The organism is Vibrio chemaguriensis (assembly GCF_012275705.1).
Lineage (GTDB): Bacteria > Pseudomonadota > Gammaproteobacteria > Enterobacterales > Vibrionaceae > Vibrio > Vibrio diabolicus.
Window position 1 is genome coordinate 20,407 of the sequence record NZ_SHOE01000005.1, and the last position, 24,081, is coordinate 44,487.

20 protein-coding genes are annotated in these 24,081 nt (G+C 46.5%); 8 read left to right on the forward strand and 12 right to left on the reverse strand.

From position 1 onward, the window contains the following. Positions 1-94 precede the first annotated feature (94 nt). Positions 95-424 carry a DUF4156 domain-containing protein gene (locus tag EX191_RS06635; protein ID WP_005392758.1) on the reverse strand — a complete coding sequence of 110 codons (330 nt, stop codon included), beginning with the start codon at positions 422-424 and terminating at the stop codon, positions 95-97. Between the two features lie 195 nt (positions 425-619). Between EX191_RS06635 and EX191_RS06640 the strand changes: the two genes are divergently transcribed. Next, positions 620-1,330, forward strand: coding sequence for a lipoyl protein ligase domain-containing protein (locus EX191_RS06640; protein ID WP_193447402.1), 711 nt, complete (start codon positions 620-622; stop codon positions 1,328-1,330). Positions 1,331-1,391: 61 nt separating this feature from the next. Here EX191_RS06640 and EX191_RS06645 read toward each other — a convergent pair whose 3' ends face one another. Genes EX191_RS06645 through EX191_RS06655 form a run of 3 tightly spaced genes read right to left on the reverse strand, consistent with a single transcriptional unit; the run spans position 1,392 to position 5,089 of the window. Beyond that, positions 1,392-2,429 (reverse strand): HlyD family secretion protein, encoded by a 1,038-nt coding sequence (locus EX191_RS06645; RefSeq protein ID WP_048624783.1) that lies wholly within the window; start codon positions 2,427-2,429, stop codon positions 1,392-1,394. Position 2,430: 1 nt separating this feature from the next. Next, positions 2,431-3,747, reverse strand: a complete 1,317-nt coding sequence (locus EX191_RS06650) for a glycosyltransferase family 2 protein (protein WP_193447403.1) — start codon at positions 3,745-3,747, stop codon at positions 2,431-2,433. Beyond that, on the reverse strand, positions 3,734-5,089 hold the full coding sequence (locus tag EX191_RS06655) for a TackOD1 domain-containing metal-binding protein (RefSeq protein WP_193447404.1): 1,356 nt from the start codon (positions 5,087-5,089) through the stop codon (positions 3,734-3,736). The genes EX191_RS06650 and EX191_RS06655 overlap by 14 nt, the downstream gene beginning before the upstream one ends. Positions 5,090-5,807: 718 nt before the next feature. Between EX191_RS06655 and EX191_RS06660 the strand changes: the two genes are divergently transcribed. After that, complete coding sequence (locus tag EX191_RS06660) at positions 5,808-7,361, forward strand: DEAD/DEAH box helicase (protein WP_029862802.1); 1,554 nt, start codon at positions 5,808-5,810, stop codon at positions 7,359-7,361. A 104-nt stretch (positions 7,362-7,465) separates the two neighbouring features. Here the strand turns inward: EX191_RS06660 and EX191_RS06665 are convergent, their stop codons facing one another. After that, a complete protein-coding gene (locus tag EX191_RS06665; RefSeq protein ID WP_193447405.1) occupies positions 7,466-10,345 on the reverse strand; it encodes an MGH1-like glycoside hydrolase domain-containing protein in 2,880 nt (959 codons plus the stop codon). 220 nt (positions 10,346-10,565) lie between these two features. Here EX191_RS06665 and EX191_RS06670 point away from each other — a divergent pair, with 220 nt between their 5' ends. Beyond that, the gene (locus EX191_RS06670; RefSeq protein WP_193287438.1) at positions 10,566-11,477 is read left to right on the forward strand and encodes a LysR family transcriptional regulator; all 912 of its coding nucleotides are present in this window, start codon (positions 10,566-10,568) and stop codon (positions 11,475-11,477) included. Here EX191_RS06670 and EX191_RS06675 read toward each other — a convergent pair. Continuing rightward, positions 11,430-12,365, reverse strand: coding sequence for a LysR family transcriptional regulator (locus tag EX191_RS06675; RefSeq protein WP_193447406.1), 936 nt, complete (start codon positions 12,363-12,365; stop codon positions 11,430-11,432). The two genes, EX191_RS06670 and EX191_RS06675, sit on opposite strands and share 48 nt — an antisense overlap. A 199-nt stretch (positions 12,366-12,564) precedes the next feature. On the opposite strand from EX191_RS06675, the gene grxB reads away from it, so the two are divergent. After that, positions 12,565-13,194 carry a glutaredoxin 2 gene (gene grxB / locus EX191_RS06680; protein ID WP_169601179.1) on the forward strand — a complete coding sequence of 210 codons (630 nt, stop codon included), beginning with the start codon at positions 12,565-12,567 and terminating at the stop codon, positions 13,192-13,194. A gap of 10 nt (positions 13,195-13,204) precedes the next feature. After that, on the forward strand, positions 13,205-14,329 hold the full coding sequence (locus EX191_RS06685; protein WP_193447407.1) for an alkene reductase: 1,125 nt from the start codon (positions 13,205-13,207) through the stop codon (positions 14,327-14,329). An 83-nt stretch (positions 14,330-14,412) separates the two neighbouring features. On the opposite strand, the gene EX191_RS06690 is transcribed toward EX191_RS06685, so the two are convergent. The 3 genes from EX191_RS06690 to EX191_RS06700 are packed head-to-tail and all read right to left on the reverse strand — an operon-like array spanning position 14,413 to position 16,799. Then, entirely contained in the window at positions 14,413-15,471 is a 1,059-nt protein-coding gene (locus tag EX191_RS06690) for a zinc-binding dehydrogenase (protein WP_193447408.1), read from the reverse strand. Between the two features lie 4 nt (positions 15,472-15,475). Next, complete coding sequence (locus tag EX191_RS06695; RefSeq protein WP_048624776.1) at positions 15,476-15,988, reverse strand: 2,4'-dihydroxyacetophenone dioxygenase family protein; 513 nt, start codon at positions 15,986-15,988, stop codon at positions 15,476-15,478. Between the two features lie 49 nt (positions 15,989-16,037). Beyond that, entirely contained in the window at positions 16,038-16,799 is a 762-nt protein-coding gene (locus tag EX191_RS06700) for an SDR family NAD(P)-dependent oxidoreductase (RefSeq protein WP_193447409.1), read from the reverse strand. Positions 16,800-16,930: 131 nt separating this feature from the next. On the opposite strand from EX191_RS06700, the gene EX191_RS06705 reads away from it, so the two are divergent. Further along, positions 16,931-17,932 carry an AraC family transcriptional regulator gene (locus EX191_RS06705; protein ID WP_193447410.1) on the forward strand — a complete coding sequence of 334 codons (1,002 nt, stop codon included), beginning with the start codon at positions 16,931-16,933 and terminating at the stop codon, positions 17,930-17,932. Positions 17,933-17,996: 64 nt separating this feature from the next. Here the strand turns inward: EX191_RS06705 and EX191_RS06710 are convergent, their stop codons facing one another. The 3 genes from EX191_RS06710 to ehuR all read right to left on the reverse strand — a co-directional run bounded on the left by EX191_RS06710 (position 17,997) and on the right by ehuR (position 21,394). Continuing rightward, on the reverse strand, positions 17,997-19,274 hold the full coding sequence (locus EX191_RS06710) for a TRAP transporter large permease (RefSeq protein ID WP_005392736.1): 1,278 nt from the start codon (positions 19,272-19,274) through the stop codon (positions 17,997-17,999). After that, on the reverse strand, positions 19,271-19,828 hold the full coding sequence (locus tag EX191_RS06715) for a TRAP transporter small permease (protein ID WP_047008059.1): 558 nt from the start codon (positions 19,826-19,828) through the stop codon (positions 19,271-19,273). Before EX191_RS06715 ends, EX191_RS06710 begins: the two co-directional genes overlap by 4 nt. Positions 19,829-19,960: 132 nt before the next feature. Next, entirely contained in the window at positions 19,961-21,394 is a 1,434-nt protein-coding gene (gene ehuR, locus EX191_RS06720) for a MocR-like ectoine utilization transcription factor EhuR (RefSeq protein ID WP_080936811.1), read from the reverse strand. Between the two features lie 273 nt (positions 21,395-21,667). Here ehuR and doeA point away from each other — a divergent pair, with 273 nt between their 5' ends. Continuing rightward, entirely contained in the window at positions 21,668-22,855 is a 1,188-nt protein-coding gene (gene doeA, locus EX191_RS06725) for an ectoine hydrolase DoeA (RefSeq protein WP_193447411.1), read from the forward strand. A gap of 54 nt (positions 22,856-22,909) precedes the next feature. Further along, complete coding sequence (gene doeB / locus EX191_RS06730; RefSeq protein WP_193447412.1) at positions 22,910-23,917, forward strand: N(2)-acetyl-L-2,4-diaminobutanoate deacetylase DoeB; 1,008 nt, start codon at positions 22,910-22,912, stop codon at positions 23,915-23,917. Positions 23,918-24,081: the final 164 nt, after the last annotated feature.

Genomic DNA, 24,081 nt, shown 5'->3' on the forward strand with positions numbered 1-24,081 from the left:
GCTCATCACAACGCGCACAGACGTAAACTTGTTGTTTGGCAGCAAGAGCAAAGACAGGCACATTTCGCCTGTCTTTGCTTTCGGAAAAGTAAAATTATGGCTGTTTGCACTTATAAGCATTGGCAAACATGGTAACCGATGTGGAGAAGTCCAACGGCTCATATAAATACAATGTATCTGCGCCCAAATCTGCCGCTTTGATGCGCATTTGGTTTAACGTACCCCAAACCATGTCTTTATCTGCGTGCAGCCAATAATCATAAAAGTGCCCCTCCGAGCCAATTACCGTTCCCATTAGCTCACAGTTTTCAATCGCATTCACGTTGTCCCAAAGCACTTGGACTTGCTCAGATTCTTGGGTCGGGAACGTCACACATCCCGTCAATGATGCCGCTAACGCAAGACACATCACTCGCTTTTTCATAGTCATATCGCCTAAAAATTATTTAGATGGCGGATTTTATGACTTGCTTATGTGATGACCAACAAAATATTTCTATCGCCCCTTTAAATAGAAATAATGGAAGCGAAGAAAACTCTAAAGGCAGCGTATACCGCTAGTAATCACATGGTATCTAAGATAAAACAGTAGCGATAATATACGGATGAGGGATAGAGTGTGGTTTCTAAAAATAAGCTAATTCGCTATACGGCTACGGAAGTCGCTGATGCATTTGAAAAAGAAGATAAGCTCATTAAACAAGTTCAGTCCAACCAACTCTCGCAAGTGCTATTACTTTGGCAAGTAAAAAGCCCGACGCTCGTGCTTCCCGCAGGTAAAAAGTGGCCTATTTCTAACGAGTTAGAACATGCGTTAAATGCGTCTGGCTGGAAACTCTTTTCCCGTAAAACTGGTGGTGCCCCCGTCCCTCAAGTACCGGGTATTATTAATCTATCCCACATCTATCACTGGCCAGACGGTGAGCCTTACGACATCAAGAAAGCGTATCTCGATTTGTGTGCGATTTTGACAGTTTTCTTTGAGCAACTGGGCGTGAAAGTAGATGTCCATGCTACGCCTTATTCCTACTGTGATGGCGAGTACAACCTCAATATTGGTGGTCAAAAAGTTGTGGGAACCGCGCAGCGCGTTTTACTGAAAAAAGGCGGTGGACAAGTGGTGTTATCACAAGCATGCATTCTGATTGATGCCGACGTTAAAAAGATTGTCGCACCGGTAAAATTGTGTAATCAACTTTGCGGTTACAACGATGATATTCGTGGTGATGTCCACACACCGCTCTTCAATCATATATCCGACCGCCCCTCGATAGATTCACTCTTTCAGCAACTGACTAGCGCGTTTTTAATGCATGCTAAAGGCGACTAAAGGCGCGTTAGCAACCAAAGAAAAGGAGCTTTTCGCTCCTTTCCTACTCAATCAACCGACGTTAAAAGCGAACTTCCACTTCGACCCCTTCAATCCATCGACTTTTTTCCAACGGCTCATCAAAGCTCAGTGTGACTTTTAAATAGGCAGGCTGCCCTTCAAATGGGCTTTGAAGTTCTGAAGGCAATTTGTTCACAACCTCAACTGGCTTCGATACCGTCGCTCTAAACTTTCGACCATCAGGAAATACGACTTTTGCTTTGGTTTCCATATTACTGTATTCGAGGTATTTAGGATTTAGAAAAGCCGTAATTTCAGGTGTCACGTTGCGAGCAATCGTGAGCAATGGCGTATTTTCCGATACATTTTGCCCCTCATGCACATGAATATCGAGTACACGACCGTTCATAGGAGAACGGAAGGTGAGATCTTCTTGTTGAGCACGCTTTACTACCAGCTCACGCATTAAAGAACGATACTCTTGTGTCACTGGACCAGCCAACTCTAACTCTTCCAAGTTACGCATCGCATCCACATAAGCAATTTTCTGACTGCTTAACTGATTGCTCAGTGAGTTATTCACACTCACAATAGCCGCGTAATCCACCTCAGACACTTGCCCTTTCTTTCTGTAAAGGTCGTATTTTTTCTGAATATCACGGACCTTCTTCAAGCCTTCGGCTGAGCTTTCAATAGCACTTTTGTATAGCTCATCAGTACTTTGCACCTGATTTTTAGACAGTTTCACCAGCTCATCTTTAATGAAATCAATCTCTTTATTCAACGCATTATCTTTTAACAACAGCAGCGCTTGATCCTGAGTCACTTCCGTACCGACATTCACAGGCACTGGCCCAACAATCGCAGAGCGAGTTGCCGTCACCGTAAGTGGATGTGACGTGATAATAGCAGGCGCCGTCACTAACACTTGCGTTCTAAACAAGTAATAAGCCATAAACAAAAGCGGACTGATTACAATCGCTAAAATCAAGTACCAACGGAGACGATAACCGCCACGCTTTGCCTGTCCGTAGACGACTTTCATCCCGTTCTCAGACTGCGGTTTGTTTTTCTTATCTAAGTGAAAGTTAACTTTCATACTAAAACTTTTTACCTCGCTTCAATACCCACCAAGGTGCCATACTCGACTCTTCATGACTTCTCCTCACAACTTCATTAACCATTGAGAAAGCGGTAATCAGACGCATGAAAAACTGGTAGACAGGGTAAAGAAATAACCATTTCGCTGACTTCAAATCCTCTGTTTTTCTCTCTGATACAAGCCCAATGTAGACAACAAAAATCAGAGCAGATAAGAAGAGGTAGACAAAATAGAGCATTAGCATCAACGCCAATACAAATTTAAGTGGATAGACAATCACCATGTACACGCTAAATATCACCACAAGCAGCGGCAATAAAACGTTTTGAATCACGCCATAAGCCAAAGTGAATAAAAAGTTCCCCCAACCAAGTAGCCGTGGAGACAACCCTTCATTGTGTTTACGCAAAAACAAAAACAATAAATCGCCATCCCAACGCAACCGCTGCAATACCAAACCTTTCAACGTATCTGGTACATCAGTATGGCCGATGGAGTGCGTCGAAAAGGCCAATTTATTATCAGGGTAACGACGTTTGTATTGCTTCAAGCGCATGGTTAAGTCGAGATCTTCTGCGGTATGCGTATCCCAGCCCCCCACTTGCTTAAGCAGATTCTTCCGAAACGCTCCAAATGCGCCAGAAATGTTATTGAGCACTCCCCATGTCGCCATCCCCGTTTTACCGGCTTGCATCGACAGCATGTACTCCAAGGATTGCATTTTGGTCAACAAGTTGGCGTTATGGTTGCGAACTCTTAACGCACCACCGCTCGCAATCACATTTTTATCCGCAAACTGTTTCATCATGGTGAAGACCATGTCGTTATCGAATGACGTATCTCCATCCACGTTAATGACGATTTCACCGCTAGCCATTGATAAGCCGGCATTCAGTGTTGAAACCCGGCCTCCTCGTTGCCATTTTGGCAACACGCGTACTTTACGATTACGAACGCCTGCATGCCTTTTCTCACCATTTAACGCGGCATGATAGGTATCTTGGTTTTGTACCGCCCCATCAACCACAGCAAGTACTTCAATATGACCTGGGTAAACTTGCTCAACTAACGTATCGATAGTGATCCCAATCGCATCACCTTCACCATAACAAGTAATAACGAAACTCACTGAAGGAAACCGCTTTAATTCTCGGTCTTCTTGCGCATATGACCAACGAAATATCCCTGTTAGCACCAGCAAATATAGAGGTAGCTCGATAATGATCATGACGGGAAACAGTAATAGCCATAACTCTTCATTATGAAGTAGCATGCCTCGAAGATAGTCGAGCAGAACGAGACTATCTTGCAGCATAAATCTCACCCATCAGCGATTCCATCCAAACAGAAACACCGTCTTCGATGATCGGATCGGGCAGGTCCCAAGCAAAGACATCCAACTCAAACTCTTCGTCTTCAACAAGCTCACCCAGATCCGATAATTTTTGCTGTAAAATGGACAGGCTCGCGTTGGTCGTATTTGGCATTAGGACAAGCAACACATCCTGTTTGTACTGACAACAGATATCGGTATCTCTAAACAAGCCGCTAAGACGACGCGTCAGTTGATCCATCAATGAGAACAATTTTGCATCGCCATATTGCTTACCGTATTCATCGATCGTCGGTAAATGCAGTCCAAGTAGAAGGTGCTGTTCTTTGTGTCTCAGCGCGACTTTATTTAACCATGCAAGCAAATTTTGGAAAAAGCTGACTTCCACTTTGCCTTTGATCGAGAGCTCAGGAGCTTGAATGGACTTGCCGTGTTGGAAAATGTATTCACCCACTTCACCAAGTCGATATTGGTAAATTTTCCGGACAACAAGCTCTTCGACTTTGATCTTTGAGTCACAACTTAAACATTGACTGATCGTCGACGCTTCAACAAATAAACTGGAGCAACTATTACAAACGTGGTTTTCAAGCGGGCGATCATAATCAACGCCGATATGGCGCAGCTGGGTCAAACATTTAGGGCACTCAAGCTTTCCACGGCGCTGAAAGCTGTGTTGTTCACCAACATGGCCACAAGTGAAACAGTGCAAAGAGCTTTGAGAATCGATATCGATGCTGCTGCAATCCGGGCACACCTCTACATAATTCAAGTGTCCGCTGTTGCAATGAGAACAAACACGAATTCTGTCGATCAGTACTTCCGCTTCTAATACTCCGCGATCTTGCTCTGAGAGCACGTATCGATAAGTCGAATAAATATCAGGAAACAACATATCGATGATTGGGTACGAATAAACCGACATAGACTCTAAGCTTTTTAAAGCAGTCACTCTTCGCTGACGATTGACCCCAAGCCAACCAATCAAAGGGTCTAACACTTCCGGTTCATCAATGGCATCGAGCTTATTTTGAATAGATCGCCAAATTTTTATTGATTCTCTAACTTCAAATACACCGTCGGTAACGCATCGAGAATAAGGGGTTTCCACGGAGACATAAACCGCCCAAGACCAACGCCCTTTCTCCTGATAAAACGCTTTCAGAGCAGTATCTATTTGGTGTGGATCTTGATAAGCAATACACACCATGCCACCGAGTCCCGTTGCCACCTCATCAATATGATTAACCAAAACCATATCTTCAGCTAACTCACTGACAGGCTGTTCACCAACCCAGTAGAAATTGTTATTTATTGACGACATTTTATTAGTTCTCACAACCACAAAATTAATTCATAACATCAGAAATATAGAACTTGCAGTAACAAAGCACTCTAGGTAGACAAGCCTTGCCACCGTTAAATACAACAATAGAACAAATATTTAGAGAGCTTTAACTCAGGCAGTAAAAGCAGAAAGATCTCTGAATAAAGTGTGAAGGAGGCCGTGAGTAGAGAAATCGGATAGCAAAGCGCATAGTACAACCTTTTGTTAGCAAGCTGGGATAATAGTGCGATTTGATGCTGAATGAGATCCTTGCATTCACATCAAGCTCATTGTTTTATATCAGTCGATTCCTTTCTGCTCAGCATTTAACCATACCGTCATGTGTCAAATCTGAGACTTGGTAATACTTTACTAACTAATTTCCATTAAAATTGAGTGGCAAAACACTGAATAACACTCAATCATTCTGATTATTTATCAAACAAGTATTTTTAAGCCGTTTGAGTGATTAATAATCACCATTTGTCTCGCTGTTTTTTCCGAAAGAACACGTAACACATTAAAACTACAGAATGAATCTACGTCACTTTTCTATGCTCTTTTTTGTTCAAAAAATAAATGAGATCCAGTTCAAATATTTATCCATGACGGAATTAGTTGAAGCCTGCGCGTAAAAGCCTCAGAATGTCGCACTTTTCGCACCGATTTATTTTCGGCGCGTTGTTATCTAACTCTACAATTGAGAATCATACATATGGGTTTTACCTCGTTAGGTCTATCTGCTCCAATCCTTAAAGCTATTCAAGAGAAAGGCTACGACACCCCTTCGCCAATTCAGGCAAAAGCAATTCCTGCTATTTTGGAAGGGAAAGACGTAATGGCAGCAGCGCAGACTGGTACAGGTAAAACTGCAGGCTTTACGCTACCGATTCTTGAGCGTTTATCGAACGGCCCTCGCGTTCGTGCTAACCAAGTTCGTGCACTTATCCTGACGCCAACGCGTGAACTTGCGGCTCAGGTGCAAGAAAACGTGTTTATGTACGGCCGTCATCTTCCACTAAGCAGTGCGGTTGTTTTTGGTGGTGTGAAGATCAACCCGCAAATGCTGCGTCTTCGCAAAGGTGCGGATGTGTTGGTAGCAACACCAGGCCGCCTGATGGATTTGTACAACCAAAATGCAGTGAAGTTCGACCAACTAGAAGTTCTGGTACTGGATGAAGCAGACCGCATGTTGGATATGGGCTTTATCCGTGACATTCGTAAGATCCTAGCTCTGCTACCAAAACAACGTCAGAACCTACTGTTCTCTGCGACTTTCTCGGATGAAATCCGCGACCTTGCGAAAGGCTTGGTGAACAACCCGGTTGAGATTTCAGTCAACCCGGCGAACTCGACGGCGAGAACGGTTGAGCAAAGTATCTACCCAGCAGACGTGAAGAAAAAAGCACCGATGTTGGTTAAATTGATCAAAGACGGCGATTGGAAGCAAGTGCTGGTGTTTACGAAAACGAAACACGGAGCAAACCGTCTGGCGAAGTTCCTGATCGAACAAAATCTACCTGCTGCTGCCATCCACGGTAACAAGAGCCAAGGCGCGCGTACCAAAGCACTGGCGGATTTTAAATCGGGTGAAATTCGTGTGTTGGTCGCGACGGACATTGCTGCACGCGGTATCGATATTCCTCAATTACCGCAAGTGGTGAACTTTGAGCTACCTAAAGTGGCAGAAGACTACGTTCACCGCATTGGTCGTACTGGCCGCGCGGGCGAAGTAGGTAAAGCGATTTCACTCGTGTGCGCGCTAGAAGCATCTGAGTTGTTTGCGATTGAACGTTTGATTCAAGAAGTACTACCACGTAAAGAGTTGGAAGGTTTTGCGCCAACCAATGTGGTGCCAGAATCTAAACTGGATACTCGCCCAATCAAACCGAAAAAACCTAAGAAGCCGAAAAAACCAAAAGCGCCAAATGCTTCGGGTGAAAACGCTCCAGCAACCGAAAAGAAAGCAGGCAATGGTGCAAACAAACCTAAACGTCGCTTCAACGGCGGTAACAACGGCAACAAAAACAGCACCAACCAAGGCGGTGCGGGTAAGCCTAAAGGTAACCGTGAAGGCCAAGGTCGTGCACACAGCAAACCAGATGACCGTAAACCTAACGGCAATAAACCGAATGGAAATAAACCAAACGGTAATAAGAGTGGCAACGCTGGTAAACCGTCTGGTAACCGCAAGCCAAACAATGCTAAGCCTGCAGGAAACAAACCATCAGGTCAACGCCGTAAGCCTCGTCCGCAGGCTGCAAACTAATCTGTAAACGGCCACCGATAGCAAATACAACAAAGCCGCTGATAATCTCAGCGGCTTTTTTTTCTTAGAACACAGTTTTTAGAACGCAGCTTTGTTAAAACAGCCTACATTAAAGGTGTGATTCGAATATCTGCGATTTGCGCTTCGTTCTTTTCACCCTCAATACCACCAGCGTAGATGTAGGTTTCATTCGATTTGAGGTAACTCATATTGAAGTGGTCCTTCAGCGCGATCTGATAGGTTTTTCCCTGCTCCAACGCTACTTCAATTGGCGTTGAGTAACGCATACCTTGGTTTTCACCAATATGGCCCATCTGCAAGTAACCTTGGCCAACCACCTTACCTGCATCATCCAATACCTCTAACAATTTCACGGTGTTCGTGATGCCGGTATTAAGTTGTCCTAGGTTATTGTTGTACCAAGCATCGAACTGGTAAGTGCCCGTTACAGGAGCTGTAAACGACTCTGCACCTTTTACGAGGCCACTGTCTTTGCTCACCGTAACCACTGAGACATTGTCTTTGAGTGGCTGATATTCGCCATCAAGTTTGATGCGGATCTCTTCACCGACACAAACCGGTTGGCTTGGGTTAGAACGGAAGCCTTTATCGTTAATGCTTTCAGCCAAATAACAAGCAAAACCTGTTGGCGTATCGGAATAAGATTGAGCAATCACGTTCTTTTGAATCAGCTCGCCATTGCGATACAAGTTCACGTTGTACTTGCTCGTCACGTCAATCGAAACCGAATTATCAACGCTTTTTACCACCAATGTTGGCTCTTGCGGAGAATAAACGCGACTGTCTTCACTCACATACGGTTTCACCCCAGAAACTAAAGTAATGCTGCTATCTACATTCACAAGCGCGCCCAGTGTCACGTGGAAATGCCCCTCTTCGTCCATCGTGACATTTTCAACTGGGTAGTAACCTGTTTCATCTTTGCTTACTTCAGGCAAATCAATGGTTACCGAGTAGTTCTTTCCTTTAAAGGCAAAGTTTTCCAACGTGATTTGTTCAGACTGAGCCAACAACTTATTGCGCACCCAACTTGTGATAAATGGCTTCACTTCCAACTTACCTGTTTCGGTATGGATGCCAAATAGGGTCTCTACCACCATGTTCAAGTAGCCACCCACAGACCAAAGCTGACGCTGAGAGTTAATCACTGGGCCATCCAAGCTCGGATCTTCGCCATGATCACTATGGATGATGAATGACTTACCAGAAAGCCACTCTAAGTTTTCCATGTTGGATAAATTGGTTGCTGTACCACGAACCAACGATTGAATGGCATTGTTCGCTGCTGCCACGTTTTGTGTTTGATGCGCGGCGCGCAAGCTGTACGCGGTAACAAATGGCCAAATTGCGCGGTTATGGTACACAGGCACGTCCGGTTGTTGAGGGAAGTAAACCGGCACGCCAAACTCACTGTGTGGGTAATTGGCCATGATTTGTTTCGCCTGTGCATCGCTTGCCACACCACTGATGATCGCAAGTGATTCGCCCAACATATCGTATTTGTCGACCGCGATGTCTTTGCCATTATCAAACAAATAACTTACGTACATACCGCGTTCGGCATTCCAAAACTGCTCGTTGATAGCGGTTTTTAACTTCTCAGCCCACTCGGTGTATTTGACCGCGTTGGTTGAATCGTACTTCTCTGCCAACTTAGCCGCGAGCTGAATCGCGCGGTAGTGAACCACGTTTGTCGATAACGCTTTGCTGCTACCAATCGCATTGACATCGTTTGGCGTCCACGTTGAATACGTTTGCTCACGCCAATCAAGGAATGATTGCTCACCAGTGTATAAACCAGATTTCGCATCAAAAGCCGCCAGGCGATCGGCTTCAAGTGTATTACTGATAGCTTTATATGCGCGCTCAGCAAACTGGTTGTACTCTTCCCCATCCAATGCCGAAAGTAAGCGTTCTGCACCAAGCGCCCAAGTCGTGCGGTCGGTACTAATTGGCCAGCTGCCGCCAGTGCCCGTATCTTGCACAATCTGCTCGCCATCGTATTGCTGATCGGTCGTATCGCGGAAAGCGGACAATTTGAAATTCAAACCATTTTGCACGCGAGTTGGATTCATCAATGCAAGCGAAAGGTCTGCTGCGTACGCCAAATCACGCGTCCATACGTAATGCCACTTCGCGCCCGTCTCAAAAACTTCCGCTTTGATTGGGTTGTTGTAGTTGTAATTGCCGTCTTTGATTTCAGAAACGGCAAGCTGGTCTAGCTCTTTCATCGTCAACGCAAACAACGCATCAAACGCGACATCGCCCGACACCACTCGCGGCCCTGTTTGTTCATTAATCACTAAGCCTTGGTCGAGCGCATCACGCAATTCTGTCGTCGTTGAAATACCAAATTCACGCAGTTCAGCTTTAGGATCTTTCACCGAAAAAATCACGGTATCACTCGAGTCATCGTAATTGGCGAACAGTTTCACTTCTTTATTCTGATGCCCTTCATGCACCATTGCAGGGTCGAGAATCGCATCAGAGTAGTATTTTTCCGCTTCTTCTTGCGTTGCTTTCGTCACAGTCATTGTCGCGCGGCTTTCATCGGCAAAGCTCACAGAAAACTTGTAATACCCTTTGTCTTCAAACGTGATCTCAGAGTTGCAATCATCGTTCATACACGCTTCATTCGTGTCTGGTTTTGGCAGGTACTCTTGAGCTTTATCGAACGCCGCGGGCTCCTCAAAATAGGTGTATTGGATCTGCCAACCCGGATCAGCAATCTTGAACTGATTGCTACCTCGAGCGACGCGCAGTACGGTTTCGTACTCGTTATTACCCAAATAGTTTAGCTTGGCATGCTCTGCCGTGCCCCAATCCCCATTTAAACCACGTAAATATAAGTCGGCTGAAATAATTGGTTTGTCGACCGGCACAGGCGCATCAGAAGAATCTGACCCACATCCAGCAAGACCAATACAAGACGCGACAGCAAGCGCAATAAAACTCGGTTTCATGTTCATCCCTTAGATTGTTGTTTTGGCGACAGTCTAAAGAACACCTTTTTGAGGGGAAAATAGGAAGTCAGGAGCGAGCTATAGATAACATCTATACGTCAAACCCCAACAGTGATGTAGATCTATGAAATGCGCATAATTTCAATCAAATGAGATTACAGATTTGTGATTTATAAATGAAATTGTGCAAAATACCCCTCGTTCTTAGAGGGGAAAGAAAATGGACAAATCTCTGCAGCAATTTTTACTGGTTGCACGCTGCCAAAGCATCAGTGCTGCGGCAAGAATGGCAGGGTTAAGCCAGCCAACGGTAACAAGCAATTTAAAGAAGCTGGAAGAGAATCTCGGCGTAACGCTGTTTGAACGTCATCCTAATGGCATGGTGTTGACCGAATACGGACGCATCCTCTATCGCCATAGCAACGCGATGCAGCATGAATACAACCAAATGATGCAAAGCATTGATGAACGGAAACAGTATCAAGTCGGAAAAATTAAAATGGGTACTGGCGATGCGTGGTGGCCGCTGTTCGTCAAACAAGCACTCAATGACCATCTGACCAAGCAGCCTTCGGCATCTACGCACGTCGAATTTGGCAACCACTTAGGCTTGATGGATTCATTAATCAACGAACAGATTGAATTCTTCATCGGCCACGAGATTGTCGGATTGTCGTCTAAATGCGATGTTACGTTTATTCCGCTATTTCAAACGGTTGATGCCTATTTTGTTTCCCCAAACCACCCACTGCTAGGGAAAACCGTCACCGAAGAGATGCTGCACGAATACCCCGCTCTTTCGGTCACTTATGACGCTAAGAAATTCGCTCACGTCATCGATAACCCAATCCCGAAGCAAAATGAACGCGAAAGGCAGCAACTGGATGACAGACCGACTTACGAAGTGGATTCTCTGCTCGCCAGTATTGATGTACTGAAAGAAAGCGTCGCGGTGATGTCTTATACCCGCCATCTGCAATCGTATTTGGAATCCTTCGGCTTACGATGCTTAACCATGAAAAGCGAACCAAACCCTGGCACCGTCGGGATTTATCGCCACCGCCGAGAAACCTCGGAATCGCATCTAGATCTGATTGCTGGTATCACTCAGCGCGCTAAATTGCTCAACTAGAAAGTCCAAAAACAGGCGAACTCTTTTCGGTTGATATTGGCGGCTCTGATAAATGACATGCAGATCCGCTTCAGCGCCTTGCGAAAAGGCGCTGAAGTTTTTCATATACCCATCCAAAACCGTTACTAAACGTTGTTGTTTGAGGTCTTGCTGAATATCTAAAATCGATTTCAGCGCAATCCCCGCACCGTCCAACGCCCATTGTCGGATCACTTCACCATCATCAGAAAATCGCTTCGGCGTGACCGTGATCGATTGGTGAGATTCTTCATCTTTAAAGTGCCACGTTTTTAATTCTTCATTGCTGCGGACCATGGCTAAGCAGCGATGGTCCGCGAGATCTTGTGGACAGTTTGGGACACCTTGCTTCGACAAATAATCAGGTGACGCGCACAGCACACGTTGACTCGACGCCAGCTTGCGCGAAATGAGATTGCTGTCCGCTAACTCGCCGTAACGAATCACCAAATCGAGCCCCGATTCAGCCAAGTTCGACAAATTGTCATTAAGATAAAGATAAGGCGTCACATCCGGATATTGCTCAGAAAAAGCCGACACCATCGGCGAAATAATTTGTTTGCCAATATCTCGTGGAGCTGAAATTTTCAACGTTCCGCGCACTTCCGAAATACCCGTTTGAAGTAAGTTTTCCGTCTCTTTCACGCTATCAATGATGTTCAGACAAGCTTGATGGTACATTGCCCCTGCGTCCGTGAGTGATACATGGCGTGTGCTTCGGTTGAGCAGCTTTACGCCATAGCGTTCTTCTATCGCTTGCAGCCTTGCCGTTACCGTCGCCGGAGACAAACCTAACTCCCTTCCCGCCGCCGCCAGACCTTGATGTTTAACGATGCTGACAAACAACGTCATATCCGAAAACTTATCCATCTTCGCGCCCTTATTATTTGGAAAAACTGAATAATCAATTCAGATATTACCCAATTATCAAATTAAGTCGAATCCATATACTGACCCTATCGACATTGTTTAGACCCAGAACGTTATGTGACAGGGAAAAGTTAAACGCCGTAACGCTGTTCAACGCACAACAACACGCCCTGCCCAGCCAAGAGATAGGAAACAAAAAATGAAACTGTACATTTATGAACATTGCCCCTTCAGCGCCCGCGTCCGTTTTGTTGCAGGCATGCTGAATATTCAGCTCGACGTCATCAACATTGCTTATGACGACGAGATCACCACCACAAACCTCATCGGCGCAAAACAAGTTCCTCTTTTGATCAAAGACGATGGTGAAGCCATGGCGGAAAGCTTAGACATCATCAACTACTTCCTTGAATTGGCATCTTCCAGCGAAAACAGCCAACCCTCAACACCGGTTTTAGACTGGCAAAAACAAGCGTTTTTACCGCTACAAAAAGTCGGATATCCGCGTTGGTCAAACATGACGTTACCGGAATTTGCAACAGAAACCGCTAAACAAGCATGGCGTGCAAAAAAAGAAACCGAAGCGTTAAATTTTGAAGCTTTGATTAACGATACACCTGCGATTGCGAAAGAAGTCGCCGCTTTGATAGAACAAACCAAACCCTTGCTCAACCTAAGTTCAGAAAAGCAAACGTCACTGGTTGATCAAGCCATTATGTTTTCCATTCTACGCGGTTTTTTCAGTGCGCCCGAAGTGCAATGGGATCCAGCCGTACTTCACTGGATGGCAACCGCTCGGAAAGCGACCAACGTGCCAGTACTTATCTAAGGAGCGCAACATGCAACAAAGAACAAATAAGCTGTTTGAACCAGCTCAACTAAAAGCGTTGTCACTACAAAACCGTATTGTCATGGCACCAATGACTCGCGCACGCACCACTCAGCCGGGCAACATCCCGAATGAGATGATGGCAACGTATTATCAACAGCGCGCTTCTGCCGGACTGATCATTTCCGAAGCCACACAAATTTCGGACGATTCTCAAGGCTACTCGTTCACCCCTGGCGTTTACACCGATGCGCAAGTGGCGGGCTGGCAGGGTGTGACCCAAGCGGTCAAATCACAAGGCGCAGCGATGTTTTGTCAGCTATGGCATGTGGGCAGAGTGTCTCACCCAACATTCCAAAATGGTGAACAGCCTATCGCGCCATCTGCGCTCGCTCCTGTAGAGACGCAAGTTTGGATTGCAGATGAACAAGGCAACGGCAATATGGTCGATTGTGTTGAGCCTCGCGCCATGACACAAGCGGATATCAACCGAGTTGTCGGTGATTTCGCGAACGCAGCCAAACGCGCCATTGAATCGGGTTTTGATGGTGTAGAAATCCACGGCGGGAATGGGTATCTGATCGATCAGTTCTTAAGAACCAACTCAAACCATCGAACAGACAACTACAGCGGTTCACGAGAAAATCGTATCCGTTTTCTTATCGAAGTAGTGGATGCCGTTATCGCCGCTATTGGTGCGCATCGAGTTGGAGTGAGATTGGCACCATTCATTACGTTTAAAGATATGGACTGCCCAGATATCGTGCCAACAATCTTGGAAGCATCAAAACAGCTACAGGAGCGCGACATTGCCTACTTGCACTTGTCTGAGGCCGATTGGGCCGATGCACCAACGATTCCCGAGACGTTTCGAATCGAACTTAGAAAGCGCTTTCGCAACGCTATCATTGTCGCAGGTCGCTACGATCCTCAACGAGCAAACGAAGTGTTAGAGAAAGGCTACGCGGATCTTGTCGCATTCGGACGACCATTCGTAGCAAACCCAGACTTAGTCTCTCGCTTGCAACATCACCATCCGTTGGCAGAACTCGATGGCTCAACGTTGTTTGGCGGAAACGAACGAGGCTACACCGATTACCCTGCTCTGCAACAGGAATGCGCAGAACAGGCCTAACAAAAAAAGCCCCAACCTAGCTGCTACGGTTGGGGCTGTCACCAAACTAAAATTAGTTTTGGCTGGCTTAAGCTGGCTAAGAGTTAAATCACTTCTAACGCGCCGCTGCGCCAAGGTTCGATCACCACTTTGATGTGATCATTTGGCGTCATTAACTGTCTAAACGCATCTTCGACACCGTCGATTCCCACTTTGGCGGTGAGCATTTTCTGCCAAGGCAACTTATGTTCGGCAATCGCTTGTAGGCATTGCTCAAACTCGTGCGGTTGGTAGTAGTAAGAGAATCTCAAATCGAGCTCTTTTACCGTCGCGTAAGCGTAGTTAATGGTTGCTGGAGCCGTATGAATGCCTGATACAACGATTCGAGATCGGGCAGGAGCACGGCGCATGAAATCATCAATCAAAGTATGTTTGCCAACACACTCATAAATGACCAAACGTGAATTCATTGCATACTGTGCCCCGACTGCGATCTCGTCCTCCTTGGTCGGGTTGATCAATCGATTTGCGCCAAACTCGCTGGCAAGTTGCAGTTTCTCTTCCTGAAGATCGACCGCAAGAATGTTACTCACGCCGCGTTGTTTCAGCGCTGTAATCACCGCCAGCCCTATAGGGCCACAACCGACAACCAGCGCTGTTTCTTCCGTTTCGATTTCACTGCGATTGACCGCGTGCAAACCGACCGCCAGTGGTTCGGTCAATGCCGCCGCCTCAGACGGCATGCCGTCTGGGACAGGTAGCAATAACGCTTCATCAAGCAGGAAGTACTCAGAGTAAGCACCATAAGTCCCCGGAGTGACACCAACGCCCGCGCCATTTTGACTGAGCAATATCGGCACTGAGGTAACTCGGCTACCAACGGGTAACGTTTGCTGCGTGTCAGCGCCGTATTCGACAATTTCCGCACAGAATTCATGTCCCAACATCACTTGAGCGTGCTCACCTACTTCATCAGGCATCAACCCGAGCTGGTGGAATACATCAAACACCTCATCCGCGTGTCGAGAAATGTGTAGGTCGGAGCCACAAATCCCACAGGCAAGGCTGCGAACCAACACTTGTCCTGCTGCGGGCTTAGGGATTTCGACTTGCTGCAGGCGGACACGGCCATCTAGCATTACGATACTGTTCATCTGTTGCATGAGATTACTCCGCAAGATCATCACTCAGGCCAGCAATCGCACCCGGCTTGATGTAGCGTGCAGTAAAACCTTGCGCTTTGGCGGCGGCAACCACCACTTGCTCAATCCAACCTGCGTCCATGATGTTGAGGAAGTTACCCTCTTCGTCAAAGTTAATGTTCGCACCTTGGATCACCATAAAGCCATCTGCACCACCCGACTCTTCTGGACAGTGAAAGGTATGAATCGAACCGCCCGGCTCATATAAGTAGCTACCAGCGGTTTGGACTTGGTCTGGATACTCGATGTAGTGCCACGCGCCACTCAGTGTATAGAAATGCACCACACCAGTATGGAAGTGCTTAGGCAGAGTGATACCCGGTTTGAACTTGGCGCGAATCACCCACGTACCATTTTCTGGGTCAAGAAACAGCGGGTAAACATCAACACCCGGTAGCGCGTCTTTAATGATCGACTCTTCATTAGTATTAAGAGTTAATAGGAAATCTTGATGCTGAATAACTTCTGGTAATGACATAACTTACATCCTCACTATTGCTGTAATTTGGCGTGCTCGCCTATTCCATCTATCCCATGAGCGGGTACTTAAAATTCTCGAAACCGTCAGATGCGCTAATGGTGCAGCCGTTGATACAGTTGGCTTTCTCGCTGACAAGAAACGCTACCACGTTGGCAATCTCTTCTGGTTGCGTGAAGTTTTGGCGCATCTGTTCTTTGCGGATGTGGTTCCACAAGCCGATCTCTTCGTATTGCCTTAACATCGGAGTATCGACACGTCCCGGAGCGACGGCACACACACGAATATCCAGAGGCGCTAACTCTAGAGCGGCGCATTTGGTCATCATATCGACTGCGGCTTTACTGACGTTGTAGGTAAACGTCATCTCGGAGGCCATTTGGGCGTAAACGGAAGAGGTATTGAGGATCACGCCCGGTGTCCCTTGCGCTTGGAATTGTCGTCCAGCGGCGAGAATGCCATAGTAAACGCCGTTTTGGTTGACTTTAGAGATAGGCTCAAAGTCGGCGATAGGATCATGTTCAAGCAGAGGTTTCGGTGCGCCGATGCCTGCATTGTTGACCATGATGTCAAGTGATCCAAATTGTTCGACCGCGTACTTCACCATGGCTTCGACTTGTTGGTAATCGGTGACGTCCGCAACAAAGGTTTCCAACTGCTTAAAGCCAAAACTTGCGTACATTTGCAGTGATTGCTCTGAAATATCGACAGCAAGCACTTTGGCTCCTTGCTCTCTTAGCTTTGCAATAATAGCTTGCCCAATTCCACCCGCAGCGCCAGTCACTATGGCAGTTTTATTGATAAGTTCCATACAGCTTCTCATCCATGCGTTGTTGTTATCGAAATGTAACTTAGATCAACTCACTGGCACTCACTTGACCTTTTACGAAGTAAATTTGATATATTGCGATTTACAACCTGTTAACATTTAAAAATCGAGACATGTATATCGTACGAAGTGGCGCTGCCGATAAATTTGATAGCTTGGTTTCAGAATTAGGTCAGAATCCGCAAGAGATAATGGCCGCTGCTGGCCTGTCTGCCGCGCAGTTTCGCGATCCCGATACGTATCTCGCTTATCCAAGATTGGCTGAATTGCTGGAGGAAGCGGCTGCTCGTTGTAAGCAACCGTTGTTTGGTGCGTTACTCGCCGAGCGCCAAAACCTGCAAAGTTTAGGCGATTTGCCGATGCTGGTTTCTCGTGCTGAAACGGTCGGTGATGCATTGGCGCGGGTGAATGATTATCTCTATTTGCATTCGTCAGGCGTTACTCTCAACATGACGCCACAAGATGATTGGGTACGATTGTCGCTCAATATTGATGTGAATAGTGACCGCGGTATTGCGCAGTTGATGCAGCTAAGTGTGTCACACTTAGCCATGTTTATCGCCAGTTTGCTCGATATTGAAGCAAGCCACTTCGCGCTACATTTGACTCAACACGCAACATTGGAAGTAGAGCAAAGCAAGTTTGCCCAACAGAACAAACTGCGTTTTGGTGATAAGTTTGACGGTGTATTGCTCAAAGCCAACCTGCTCAACGCTAAGAATCACCAAGACGAAGACGCACTGGATCGCCACTTTCAACAGCACCTCAAGTATTTGCAAACCCGCTATCCTAACAATCTGAGTGATCAAGCAGCGAATATGATTGGTCGTTTGTTGTCGACGGGAGAATGCAGCGTGGAGCGCGTTGCAAGAGCATTAGACCTGCATCCGAGAATGCTGCAAAGCAAGCTAAAGCAGCAGAGCACGAGTTATCGACAGCTGTTGCAGCAAGTGCGTCAGGATTTCGCCGAGCAGCGTTTAAGTGAGAATATTCAGAGTATTACCGATATCGCGTTGCAACTGGGTTATGCAGAAACTGCGGTATTCAGCCGCCACTTTCGCAGTTGGACAGGAAAGTCGCCCAGCCAATGGAGACTGGAGAACAGAATAAGTTGAACCAGTTTGAGAGCATAGATTAAAAAGCCGCCGATATTCAGCGGCTTTGAGCGTTTAGTCGATACTATCGAAACGCTAAATCACGTAAGAAAAGTGAAATCGAAGGGAAGAAAATCAGCATCACAGAGACCAAAAGCAAGATGAACACAAACGGTGGTGTGCCGCGAATCACTTCTACATAAGGGCGTTTAAACACGGCAATCGCGGTGAAAATATCACAACCGAATGGCGGCGTTGCAGAACCTATCGCAGCTTGCAAGGTCACGATGGTGCCGACCAGTACTGGGTCAATGCCAGAGGACTTAATCACAGGTGCAAAGATAGGGATCAAAATCAGCATCACTACGATTGGATCAACGAACATACAACCAATAAAGAACGCAATTGAAATAACGACCAGTAACTCGGTCTGCGAAAGATCATTAATCCCGATCATACCCAACAATTCTTGCGGGATCTGGGCAAATGAAATTACCCAAGAAAAAGCAGCCCCTGCTGCGACTAAGATAAATACCACCGCGGTAACCATGCCCGTAGAAAGCGCGATTTCGCCAAGCTCCTTCCATTTCACTTTACGGAAGATAACCATTTCTAATAACACTGCGTACAACACCGAAACCGACGCCGCTTCGGTAGGGCTAAATACTCCAGCATAAATACCGCCAACAGTAATGATCGGAAAACCAAATGGTAAAACCGCTTTACGTATTGTGGTCCAACGTTCTTTCCAGCTGGCTCGCGGGGCATTTTCTACAGAGCTTTTGCCTGCATAAAAATAACAGTAGGCAGAAAACATCAATAAAATCACGATCGCCGGTCCAATACCAGCAATAAACAGCTCAGCAACCGATGTTCCAGACACCACACCATAGATGATCATACCGATACTCGGTGGAATAAGGAGCGCTAAGTCAGAGGCGTTAATAATCAAAGCCAGAGCAAAACTGTCTTTGTAGCCATACTCCAACATTTTCGGTCGCATAATAGAGCCAACAGAAACAACGGTGGCTTGTGTCGACCCCGATACCGCACCAAACATCGCACAGCTAAGCGATGAGGTGATCGCCAGACCGCCACGAACGTGCCCAACAAACGCCATTGCGACATCTAGCAAGCGCGTTGCTGCCACGCCTCGGGTAATAATTTCTGCTGCGAGAATAAACATAGGCACAGCGATCAACGCAGCGGGTTTGATGCCAGCAAGCATTTGCTGGATCATAAAATCTGGTCCCAAGCCAAGAAAAACAATAAATCCCAACATGGTCGCCGCTAATAGCGGTACCAACATCGGAAAGCCAAAAGCCAACAACGTGATCATCGTTGCAACAAGAGCGGTCGTCATAGCGCTTTCTCCTGCTTAGTGGCAGAGCCGATGCCATCTGGTCGAGATGAGCGTGAAAGCTTTGTCAGCGTTATGAAACGTTTGATATGGCGACCACCCACACGCGCGAACTGAACCGTGCTAAAGAAAAGGCCAATCGGTGCGATTAAGTACACCCAACTCAAAGGTACTTGCATTGCAGGAGAAAGACGCCCCATTTGGCTCACCTTGCCAATGTATTGCCACGAATACCAAGTTAGTACCGCCACCAATGCAGCGGTGAGTAAATAAATAATGCCGTTGGCTAAAGTTTGTATACGCTTTGGAAGCATATCGGTAAATGCCGTCATACGGATATGGCGAGATTGGCGGGCAGCATAACTGCAACCAATAAACGTGACGGCGATAATGAGGAAATAATTGAGTTCTTCTGAAAAGTAGATGCTTTGGCTAAAGAGGTAGCGCCCTAATACGTTAGCAATTGAGTTCAACGCAATAAGAAGCACCGAGCCAATGAGCAGTGCCGCCTCCGCTTTCTGTATATATTTATCTAGCCACTGAAAAATCCCTTTCATCCGCGCTGCTCCTGATCAACAAAAATGTTAATGAAACGTTATCTTTTTCATGACAATCAAGTCAATCAGGTGAATAAGAAAGATTTTCTGAACTTGGCGCTTTCGCAGAAAAAATTGGTCAGAGCATACTGCTCAGACCAAAAAGTGAGAGGTTGGAGGGTTTGTATCGAGAATTTCTGCAATCACAGACAACCCATGCTTGATGTAGCCTCGATTAGTCTCTGCTCCCAAACTGATTCGCACGTAAGGCATTGGCTGATTAGTATCGAGAACAAAAGGTTTATACCCCGTGATCTGCACCCCAGAACGCTTAGCCGAAGCGACCAGATCATCACTGCTCCACTGCTCGGGTAACCTCAACCAAATGTGCTGACCATTCGGGTGTGAGCTGTAAACATGCCCTTCTAAAGTGGCTTTTGCTATTCGCTGGCGCTTGGCAAATTCATTGACTTGAAATCGAACAAGTCGATTTAATGTACCGTTTTCGATCCACAAATGAGCGACTTCAAACGGTAACGGGGTCGCAGACCAACTCGTCGCAGCTAAACGGCCAATCGCATGCTGCAAAAAATGACGTGGGACCGTTAAATAGCCCGTACGCATACCTGGCGCTACGACTTTGGTTAAACTGGTTACATAAAAAGCCTGCTCGGGTAACAGTGCGGCGAGAGGTGGGACACGATTGGGCTCTAGTGCTCCATACACATCATCTTCAATCACGTAGATCTCATACTGCTTCGCAATATTTGCTATCGCCTCTCGGCGCGAAATGTCCATATGCGCACTATTCGGATTGGCCATGCTCGGTGTGCAACACAGCGCCTTGATTGGTTTGTGTTTACATGCCCATTCAAATGCATCCGGCGTGATACCAAACTCATCCATCTCAAGCGGCTGTAACTTAAATCCAAGCATTCTCGAGCGAGAGATCAAGCCATGATCGACTAAGTGGCCACAAGCGACTAAATCACCGTGTTCAACAACGGTGCTTAAAGCCAAGGTCAAGCCATGGCATGCACCGTTTGTGAGTAATATTTGATCGGTACCAACGTCTAACCCTTGGCTACTGAGAAATCGCGCTCCGGACTCAATATGATGAGGCTGACCTGTTACTGGCTTTGCTTTACTGATCAAACTGCGATTGTTTGTTTGCCCAGCAATTTCCATTAACGCCTGATTAAAAAGCGTAATGTGGCGATCGGTTACTACCGGATGAGCGATCGACATATCAATTTCATCCGGCGTTTCTTTCATCTCTTGCGTCAGCATGAACTCCGTGTCCGTGCTTTCATCCACAAAGCCTGATTTTACAAACGTACCGTTTCCCACCCAAGACTCGAGCGCACCTTTTTTCTCTGCATAACCATATGCATGACTGACGGTTTGTACGCTCACGCCAATTTGCTCCGCAAACTCACGATGTGTGGGTAGTCGAGTACCGGGTTTTAGGTAACCACTGCGGACACATTCGACAAGATAATTGCCAATGGAGATGTACTTAGCGGTGCCTGGGCGAATGATCGGGTTCAAAGAAATTGTCATGACACAATATTTTAATTGATTCATTTTTAATGCTCATTGTAACTTCAATTTAACAAATGGCGAGTTTTTAGCCATCAAATGCGGTGTAATGCACAAAAATGAACCACAATTGTAATGATTGACATGAGAAATATAGATTCAACAAACATGTTAAATGGCATCGTTTAATCCAAACCCAGCCGCAGTGGTGAGTTGCAATAGTTTTTAAACGCAGGTCTGGCTGACCTGGTGGAAGGTAGAAATACCTCAACGTCTCCGAAGGCCCATAAGGCGTCGGATTTTTAACAAGGAGAAAATATGAGAGGCGTTGCTTTGCATTTTACACTGGATGAATTCCAGGACCGATTAACAAAAGTTCGGCAGTCGATGGAAGAACGAGAGTTGGATGTCCTTATCATTCACGATCCTTCTAACATGGCATGGCTGACAGGTTATGACGGTTGGTCTTTTTATGTCCCACAATGTGTCGTTGTAGGATCATCTGGCGAGCCTGTTTGGTTTGGGCGCTGCCAAGATGCCAATGGGGCATACAGAACTGCATATATGTTGGCAGAAAATATCACCTACTACCCAGACCACTATGTAATGAACCCACCATTGCACCCAATGGATTTTCTGGTAGAAGCGGTACTCGCCCCGCGTCTTTGGGATCGCGGCCGTATCGGGGTGGAAAAAGATAACTATTACTTTAGTGCCACCGCTTACGAGTCACTCACCACGCACTTGCCGAATGCTCAACTTCTCGATGCAACCGGGCTAGTCAATTGGTGTCGCGCCGTTAAATCTGATCAAGAACTGGCTTATATGTACCGCGCAGCTCGCATTGTTGAAAACATGCATCGTGTCGCGTTCGATATGATCGAGCCAGGATTGCCGAAACATCACCTTGTCGCCGAGATTAACCGCCAAGCAGTACTTGGGCATGAAGATCACTTTGGCGATTACACCGCGATCGTGCCGCTTTTGCCATCTGGTTCTGATGCTTCTGCACCTCACCTAACGTGGGACGATAGACCTTTCAAAAAAGGCGAAGGTACTTTTTTCGAAATCGCTGGCGCGCATCGCCGTTACCATTGCCCACTCTCTCGCACTATTTTTCTTGGAGAACCGGACGACAAATTCAAACGTGCAGATGAAGCATTAACCTTAGGTCTCGAAGCAGGCTTAGAAGTGGCAAGACCAGGCAATACCTGCGCCGACATCGCCAACGCATTGAACCAAGTTCTGGATAAAGCAGGATTCTCACGTGAAGGCGCCCGCTGTGGTTACCCAATTGGTCTGAGCTACCCTCCTGACTGGGGCGAACGAACCATGAGCTTGCGAGACACCGATAAAACCGTATTAAAAGAAGGCATGACATTCCACTTTATGCCGGGGCTATGGTTTGAAGATTGGGGGTTAGAAACCACCGAAAGCATTGTGATCACCCGTGATGGTGCAAAAACACTGTGTGATTTTCCACGCCACTTATTTGTTAAACACTAATTTTTCAAACCGTAAGTTCTGTTGAACTAGGCTTAAGAACAAAAAGGACTCGATATGCAAAAGAGCTCGATCACAGCCACCGTAGACTTTGACCGAGAAGGCGTGCAGCACGGCTTTTTAGCGCTGCCCTATTCCCATGATGACTCCGCTTGGGGAAGCATCATGATACCTATCACCGTGATCAAAAATGGTCACGGGCCAACGGCGCTGCTTACTGGCGGTAATCACGGTGATGAATACGAAGGCATTACCAGCCTACTTAAATTGGCTAACTCGCTGCAAGCAGAGCAAATCCAAGGTCGCGTCATTATTGTGCCAATGATGAACTTACCTGCGGTACAAAATGCCTCGCGCACATCGTCTATCGATAAAGGGAATTTAAATCGCAGCTTTCCCGGAAACCCTGTAGGCTCAATGACCGAAAAAATCGCGGATTACTTTACTCGTTACTTAGTACCCATGTGCGATTTTGCGTTAGACATTCATTCAGGTGGAAAAACGTTAGACATCGTGCCTTTCGCCGCAGCCCATCGTCTCGACAACCTCGATCAGGAAGAAGCATGCATCTTAGGTGCGAAACTGTTTGGCGCACCTTACACCATGATCTTGCTCGAAATGGACGCCACTAGCCTGTACGACACCGCAGTGGAATCTCAAGGCAAAATTTTCGTCACCACAGAGCTCAGAGGTGGCGGAACCAGCACTCCAGAAACCATCGCTTATGCCGACCGAGGTATTCGTAACTTCTTGCGTTTTTCGGGCAACTTATCAGGTGATTACGAAAAACCAACCCTGCCAACTAGGTTGCTTGATATGCCCGATGCAAGTTGCTACGTGCAAAGCCAGCACAACGGTATCACCGAATACTTATTTGAGCTTGGCGATACCATCAAACAAGACGATGTACTGGCAAGAATCTATTCAACCGAGCGTACAGGGAGCGACCCTATCGAATACAAAGCGCAGCGCAGTGGGATTTTTGCTGCACGTCGTTTCCCTGCCATGGTCAACATTGGTGACACGGTCGCCGTAATTGCCGAAGACTGTGGCGAATTAAACTAACTCTTACTAGGGCGTATTGACCTTTCGCGGTTAAATTTTGTTCGAGGTAAAATCGTTTTAGGCGCAGCGAAGACTATGCAGCCTAGTCATTCTAAGCAAATGGTCTTCAACAAAGCATAAAACGATTTTTGCGGGGGCGCCTAGCTCGAACCCTTCGGGCAGCC